This window comes from Micromonospora globispora (genome assembly GCF_003857015.1).
GTDB lineage: Bacteria > Actinomycetota > Actinomycetes > Mycobacteriales > Micromonosporaceae > Micromonospora > Micromonospora globispora.
This window is the reverse complement of sequence record NZ_QGGF01000415.1, coordinates 1-6,907: the sequence shown is the minus strand read 5'-3', so window position 1 is coordinate 6,907 and position 6,907 is coordinate 1. Positions and strand designations below refer to the sequence as shown.

General features: G+C 73.4%; 8 protein-coding genes and 1 pseudogene. All 9 read left to right on the top strand.

From position 1 onward, the window contains the following. Positions 1 to 781 (top strand): annotated as a pseudogene (locus DKL51_RS36965) (P-loop NTPase family protein); the annotation flags it as partial. A 115-nt stretch (positions 782 to 896) separates the two neighbouring features. Beyond that, complete coding sequence (clpS, locus tag DKL51_RS22490) at positions 897 to 1,187, top strand: ATP-dependent Clp protease adapter ClpS (RefSeq protein WP_109946300.1); 291 nt, start codon at positions 897 to 899, stop codon at positions 1,185 to 1,187. Between the two features lie 61 nt (positions 1,188 to 1,248). Beyond that, positions 1,249 to 1,752 (top strand): DUF2017 domain-containing protein, encoded by a 504-nt coding sequence (locus tag DKL51_RS22485; RefSeq protein ID WP_185734885.1) that lies wholly within the window; start codon positions 1,249 to 1,251, stop codon positions 1,750 to 1,752. 55 nt (positions 1,753 to 1,807) lie between these two features. Further along, a complete protein-coding gene (locus tag DKL51_RS22480) occupies positions 1,808 to 2,296 on the top strand; it encodes a M67 family metallopeptidase (protein ID WP_109946281.1) in 489 nt (162 codons plus the stop codon). A gap of 71 nt (positions 2,297 to 2,367) precedes the next feature. Further along, complete coding sequence (locus DKL51_RS22475; RefSeq protein WP_124812451.1) at positions 2,368 to 2,703, top strand: MoaD family protein; 336 nt, start codon at positions 2,368 to 2,370, stop codon at positions 2,701 to 2,703. 12 nt (positions 2,704 to 2,715) lie between these two features. Then, positions 2,716 to 3,678 carry a PLP-dependent cysteine synthase family protein gene (locus DKL51_RS22470; protein WP_109946282.1) on the top strand — a complete coding sequence of 321 codons (963 nt, stop codon included), beginning with the start codon at positions 2,716 to 2,718 and terminating at the stop codon, positions 3,676 to 3,678. A gap of 212 nt (positions 3,679 to 3,890) precedes the next feature. Next, on the top strand, positions 3,891 to 4,637 hold the full coding sequence (locus DKL51_RS22465) for an MBL fold metallo-hydrolase (RefSeq protein ID WP_109946283.1): 747 nt from the start codon (positions 3,891 to 3,893) through the stop codon (positions 4,635 to 4,637). Positions 4,638 to 4,727: 90 nt separating this feature from the next. Next, entirely contained in the window at positions 4,728 to 5,870 is a 1,143-nt protein-coding gene (locus DKL51_RS22460; protein WP_109946284.1) for a glycosyltransferase family 4 protein, read from the top strand. Further along, the coding region (locus tag DKL51_RS22455) for a glycosyltransferase (RefSeq protein WP_124812450.1) at positions 5,867 to 6,907 on the top strand (1,041 nt) is incomplete at its 3' end. The genes DKL51_RS22460 and DKL51_RS22455, both read left to right, overlap by 4 nt.

The window sequence follows — 6,907 nt, the reverse complement described above, 5'->3', positions numbered from 1 at the left end:
CCACGGCCCGCTCCGGCGGGCGCTGGTCGGCTGGGCCGCCGACGAGGGGCTGCGCCGGGCCAGCGCCCAGCCACCGGTGCTGCCGGGCTCGCACGGCCGGGTGAGCGTCCGCCCCGGCATCGAGACGGGTGACCTCGCCGAACGGCTGGACCGCCGGGTGCGCTCCTGCGCCCAGCGGATCCGCCAGCACCTCGCCCTCGAGCTGGCGAACATCCACCTGCGGGTGGTGCAGGAGATCGTCTTCGGGGTCGGGTGCGCCGGGCTGTCGCAGCTGCTCGACCGGGAGCTGGAGGCCCTGTCGCTGCTCGCCACGGCGCAGTGCGACCAGGCGGTGCGGGACATCATCGACGAGGTGGCCGGCCCGGTCTTCGGCGCACCCCTCGCCGAGGGGGTACGCCACCGGCTCGCCGCCGCCGTCCGGTGGGGTCTGGCCGACCACCCCGCCGGCCGCGAACTGGACCGGGTGCTCCTGGTCACCAGCACCGCCGGGGTGGCCGGCCTGAGCGGCACGGGTGCCCTCGACGCGCTGGCCGGTTTCCCCGGGGCGAAGCGGGACGAGGTCCTCCCGCCGGTCGGGGTGGCGCTCTCCGGCGGCTGCTGGCAACGCTGGCGCAGCCCGGGTAACGACGACCCGAACAGCGCGCGCTCGTGGGCGCAGCGGGCGCTGCGCGAGGTCGAGCTTGAACTCTCCCGGGAGGTGTCCCGCCGCTTCGAGGTGATCCGCCTCTCGCTGGGCGCGGTGCTCACCGATGCTGTCGATCACGGCATCCTGCTCGCCTGAGGTCGCGGCCGTCGACCGGGATCCCGGGCGGCTCGCCGCCTCCTCGGAGGGTGATCCGGGCCGGCCGGGCGTTCCGGTTCATCGGTTCGCCGAATCCGGTGGCACGATGGGGGGCATGGCGGCTCCACAGGTTGCGCCGGTCGAGACGCCGGACACCGACGAGGTGCCGGTCTCCGACCGGCCATGGGTGACGATCGTCTGGGATGATCCGGTCAACCTCATGACGTACGTGACCTGGGTGTTCCAGAAGCTCTTCGGGTACAGCCGGGAGAAGGCGGAGCAGCTCATGCTGGACGTGCACCACAAGGGCAAGGCCGTTGTCTCCACCGGCGCGCGGGAGCGGATGGAGCACGACGCGTCCCAGCTGCACGCGTACGGGCTCTGGGCGACGGTGGACCGGTCGTGAGCGCGAGGAGTGGGCCGGTGTTGCGAGCCCCGCAGTCGCGAACAGGGATGGCACTGTGAGCATGTTCCGTCGTCAGGGCGACCGTTACGTCGCCATCTTTGCCGTCGACGAGGTCCGCGTGCTGCGCAAGGTCGCCTCGGAGGTGGTGGGCCTGCTCACCGACGGCTTCGACCACGGCGACCCGGTGGTCGGCCGGCTCTTCCCGGAGGTCTACCCGGACGACTCGGCGAGCACCGCCGAGTTCCGCCGGTACACCGAGGGAGACCTCAAGACGGCCAAGATCGACCAGGCCGGGGCGATCCTCGCCGCGCTGCCCGACGAGGCCGGCGGCGGCGGGGGTGAGGTACGCCTCGACGCCGAGGCGGCGGAGGCGTGGCTGCGCGCGCTCAACGACGCCCGGCTGGCGATGGGCGTGCGGCTGGAGATCAAGGACGGCACCGACCTGGGGGAGGAGCTCGACGAGGCGGTCGCCGCGGACCCGACCTCCTCGCGGGTGTTCCAACTATCGGTCTACGCGTACCTGGGTTATCTGCAGGAATCCCTGCTCAACGCCCTGATCGACTGAGCCGTGACGGTCGCCACCTCGCAGCCGGTCACCGGCAGGCGTTAGGCTGGTCGACGTGCTGAGCATCGACCGGTCGATCGTCGACGCGATCGTCGCCCACGCGCGCCGGGACCACCCGGACGAGGCGTGCGGTGTGGTCGCCGGTCCCGTCGGCAGCGACACCCCGACCCGGCACATCCCGATGGAGAATTCCGCCCGGTCCATGACGTTCTACGAGTTCGACTCGATGGAGCAGTTGCGGGTCTGGCGGGAGATGGACGACCGCGACGAGGAGCCGGTTGTCATCTACCACTCGCACACCGCGACCGAGGCGTACCCGTCCCGCACGGACGTCTCCTTCGCCGGTGAGCCGGGAGCGCACTACCTGCTCGTCTCGACCCGCGAGCCCGACACGGAGGAGATCCGCTCCTTCCGGATCGTCGACGGCGTGGTGACCGAGGAGCCGGTCCGGATCGTGGATGCCGCCGTGGATCCGCATGCCGTCCAGTCCTACATGTTCGGGCAGAGCCCGGCGACGGTCGACTACGAGTGTTCCGGCCGCTGACCTTTCAGCGCCGGCCCACCCATTTCCTTCCCGTCACCGTGGCACACCCGATCATCAAGGAGCACGACATCATGGCCATCGAGGTTCGCATCCCCACCATCCTGCGCAGCTACACCGGCGGCGCGAAGGTCGTCGAGGGCGCCGGGGACACCCTGGCTGACCTCCTCACCGACCTGGACTCCCGGTACGCCGGCCTCAAGGGGCGGCTCGTCACCGACGCCGGCGCGCTGCACCGCTTCGTCAACGTCTACGTCAACGACGAGGACGTCCGCTTCCTCGGCGCGCTCGACGCCAAGCTCAACGACGGCGACAGCGTGACCATCCTGCCGGCCGTCGCCGGTGGCGCGTTCGGCTTCGCCGCCGCCGCCGCGATCGCCGGCCACCGCGCGGCCGTCGCCGCCCGCTGACGGCGGGTTCCGATGCGGTACGACAGTCTGCTCGACGCCTGCGGTGGCACGCCCCTGGTCGGGCTGCCCCGGCTCTCGCCGACGGTGCCCGAGGGGGCACCGCCGGTGCGGCTCTGGGCGAAGTTGGAGGACCGGAACCCGACGGGCAGCATCAAGGACCGGGCGGCCCTGTTCATGGTCCGCGCGGCCGAGGAGTCCGGCCGGCTCCGCCCGGGTGACACCATCCTGGAGCCGACCAGCGGCAACACCGGCATCTCGCTGGCCATGGTGGCCAAGCTCCGCGGCTACCGGCTGGTCTGCGTGATGCCGGAGAACGTCTCCACCGAGCGCGTCCAGCTCCTCCGGATGTACGGCGCGGAGATCATCTTCTCGCCGGCCGCCGGCGGCTCGAACCAGGCCGTCGCCACCGCGAAGCAGATCGCCGCCGAGCACCCCGACTGGGTGATGCTCTACCAGTACGGCAACGAGGCGAACGCCCGGGCGCACTACGAGACGACCGGGCCGGAGCTGCTGCACGACCTGCCCACGATCACGCACTTCGTGGCGGGCCTGGGCACCACCGGCACCCTGATGGGCACCGGGCGCTACCTGCGGGAGAAGGTCGACGGCATCCAGATCGTCGCCGCCGAGCCCCGCTACGGCGAGCTGGTCTACGGCCTGCGCAACATCGACGAGGGGTACGTTCCGGAGCTCTACGACGCCGGGGTGCTCTCCCGGCGCTTCTCGGTGGGCACCCGGGACGCGGTGCTGCGTACCCGTCAACTGGTCGAGGTGGAGGGCATCTTCGCCGGGTTCTCCACCGGCGCGATCCTGCACGCCGCGCTGGCGGTGGCGCACGAGGCGGTCCGCGCGGGCCGCCGGGCCGACGTCGCGTTCGTGGTCGCCGACGGCGGCTGGAAGTACCTGTCGACCGGGGCGTACGGCGGCACCCTTGCGGATGCCGAGGACGCCCTGGAGGGGCAGCTCTGGGCCTGATCCGTCCGGTCGGCCGGTCCGGCGCTGACGCCGACCGGCCGGCTGGTCACGGAACGGGTACCGGTGTCGCCTTGGTGACATCTTGCCGTGGACGATTCTTGCCTTTCCGCGCCGACGCGTAGGCTGCGCAGCGTGGCGTACGCGTCGGTAGTGATCATCGGCGGGGCGGGTGCCGGCGTGTCGACTACGGGGTGTCACATCGGGGCGACCCGGTGAGACTCACCGTCCTCGGCTGCGCGGGCAGCTTTCCGGGCCCGGAGTCCCCGTGCTCGGCCTACCTGGTGGAGGCCGAGGGGTTCCGGCTGCTGATCGACTTCGGCTCGGGAGCGCTCTCCACCCTCCAGCGCTACGTCGGGCTGCACGCCCCGGACGCCATCCTCCTCACCCACCTGCACTGCGACCACATCCTCGACGCCGTGTCGTACGTGGTGGTGCGCCGGTACGCCCCGGACGGGCCGTACCCGCCCCTGCCGGTCTACGCGCCCTCCGGCGCGCCCGACCGGCTGGCCGCCGCGTACGGGCCGGATGACACCACGGTCGAGGACGTCTACCAGTTCTACGGCCTGCAGCCGGGCACCTTCCCGATCGGCCCGTTCACCGTCACCGTCGACCGGATGCACCACCCGGTCGAGACGTACGGGGTGCGGGTGGAGCACGAGGGCCGGGTGCTCTGCTACTCGTCCGACACCGCGCCCTGCGAGGCGCTGCTGCGGCTGGCCCAGGACGCCGACGTCTTCCTCTGCGAGGCCAGCTACCTCGACGGCGTGGACAACCCGCCGGACCTGCACCTGACCGGTCGGGAGGCCGGCGAAGCGGCGACCAAGGCCGGGGTCGGCCGACTGCTGCTCACCCACCTGGTGGCGGCCTGGGGCAGCGAGTCGCACACCCTGGAGTCGGCCGCCGCCGCGTACGACGGCCCGCTCGAGGTGGTCCGCGCCGGCGCCTGCTACGACATCTGACGGTCGACGCCGCGCCGGGTTGCCGCACTGTTCGCCGACCGGTCAGCGGCCGGTCGCCTGGTGCACCAGTGCGGCCTTCACCCTCGGGCCATGCGGATCGCCATCGTCACCGAGTCGTTCCTGCCAGACGTGAACGGCGTGGCGCATTCGGTCGTCCGGACCGCGGAGCACCTGGTGGCGCGGGGCTACGAGCCACTGGTCATCGCCCCGGCTCCGGCCGGCGCGCGGAGCCGGGCCGCCGACCGGCTGCCGTACCCGGTGGTGCGCATCCCCAGCCTGCCGCTCCCGCGTTACCAGGGTTTCCGGCTCGGCGTACCCACCGCGCGGCTGGCCGGCGCGTTGCTCGCCCACCAGCCGGACGTCGTCCACCTGGCCAGCCCGTTCATCCTGGGCGCGGCGGGGGCGACCCTGGCCGCGCGGCACGGGCTACCCGCCGTCGCGGTCTACCAGACCGATGTCGCCTCCTACGCGCGGGCGTACCGGGTCGGGTGGGGTGAGACGGCGGCCTGGCGGCGGTTACGGGAGATCCACAACTCCGCGCAGCGCACCCTGGCGCCCTCCACCCGGGCCGCCGCCGACCTGATCGCCAACGGGGTCCAGCGGATCTGGCTCTGGCGCCGCGGCGTCGACGCCGAGCGGTTCCACCCCGCCAAGCGGTGCGAGCCGCTGCGCAGGGCACTGGCTCCCGACGGGGAGGTCCTGGTGGGCTACGTGGGACGGCTGGCGCCGGAAAAGCGAGTTGAGCTGCTGCGGGACACTGCCCGGCTGCCGGGCGTGCGGGTCGTGGTAGCGGGTGACGGGCCGGCCCGACGGCAGCTCGAGCGGGCCCTACCGGGAGTGCGATTCCTCGGCGTCCAACACGGAGAGACGCTGGCCCGGCTCTACGCCAGCCTGGACCTGTTCGTGCACACCGGGCCACACGAGACCTTCGGGCAGACCCTTCAGGAAGCGGCGGCCAGCGGCGTGCCGGTAGTGGCGCCGGCCAGCGGTGGCCCGGTGGACCTGGTGGAGTCGGGGGTGACCGGGCTGCTGGTCCCGCCCGGCGATGGGGGCGCACTGGCCGCCGCCGTGGCGGAGCTCGCCGCCGATCCGGCCCGCCGGACCGGGTACGGCCTGGCCGCCCGGGCGGCGGTCAGCCGGCGCAGCTGGTCAGCGGTGGGGGACGAGCTGGTCGGGCACTACCGGGCGGTCCTGGCCGGTGCGCCGGCCGCAGGCCTGTCGGCGCTGGGATGACAAGGGAGCCGGCCGGCGGGGAGCGCCGGGCGCTGCGGATCGTCCGGGTGGCCAACTTCGTGACCGGCCGCTCCGGCGGGCTCCGCACCGCGCTGCGGCACCTCGGCGAGGGCTACCTGGCCGCAGGTCACGACCCGGTGCTGGTGATCCCCGGCGAGCGGTACGCGGACACCCGGCAACCCTGGGGACGGGTGATCACTCTGCCCGGGCCCCTCGTCCCCGGCAGCGGCGGATACCGGCTGCTGGCCGACCGTCGCCGGGTGGCCCGGATCCTCGCCGAACTCGCTCCCGACCGGCTCGAGGTGTCGGATCGGAGCACGCTGCGCTGGACCGGCGCCTGGGCCCGGGCGCACGGGGTGCCGTCGGTGATGGTCTCCCACGAGAGCCTCACCGGCCTGCTCGGACAGTGGCGGTTGCCCGCCGGGCCCGGCCGCCGGGTCGCCGACCGGCTCAATCGGCAGACGCTGCACCGGTACGACCGGATCGTCTGCACCACCCGCTGGGCCGCCGAGGAGTTCGAGCGGCTCGGCGCGCCGGACGTCGACGTGGTGCCGCTCGGCGTCGACCTGACCACGTTCCACCCCGACCGCGCCGACCCGACCCTTCGCGAGCGGTACGTCGACACGACCGAGGTGCTGCTGGTGCACTGCGCCCGGCTCTCGGTGGAGAAGCGACCCGAGCTGGCGGTGGACGCGCTGGCCCGGTTGCGCCGGGCCGGCGTACCCGCGGTGCTGGTGATGCTCGGCGACGGGCCGCTGCGGGGTGCGCTGGTCCGGCGGTCGGCGTGCCTGCCGGTGCACTTCGCCGGCTTCCTGCCCGACCGGTCTGCGGTCGCCGCCCTGCTGGCGGCCGCGGACCTGGTGCTGGCGCCCGGCCCGGTGGAGACGTTCGGTCTGGCGGGACTGGAGGCGCTGGCCTGCGGTACGCCGGTGGTGGCCAACGCGGCCAGCGCGCTGCCCGAGGTCATCGGGCCGGCCGGGCTGGCCGCCTACGGCACGCCGTCGGCGATCGCCGCGGCGGTCGTCCGGCTGCTGGAA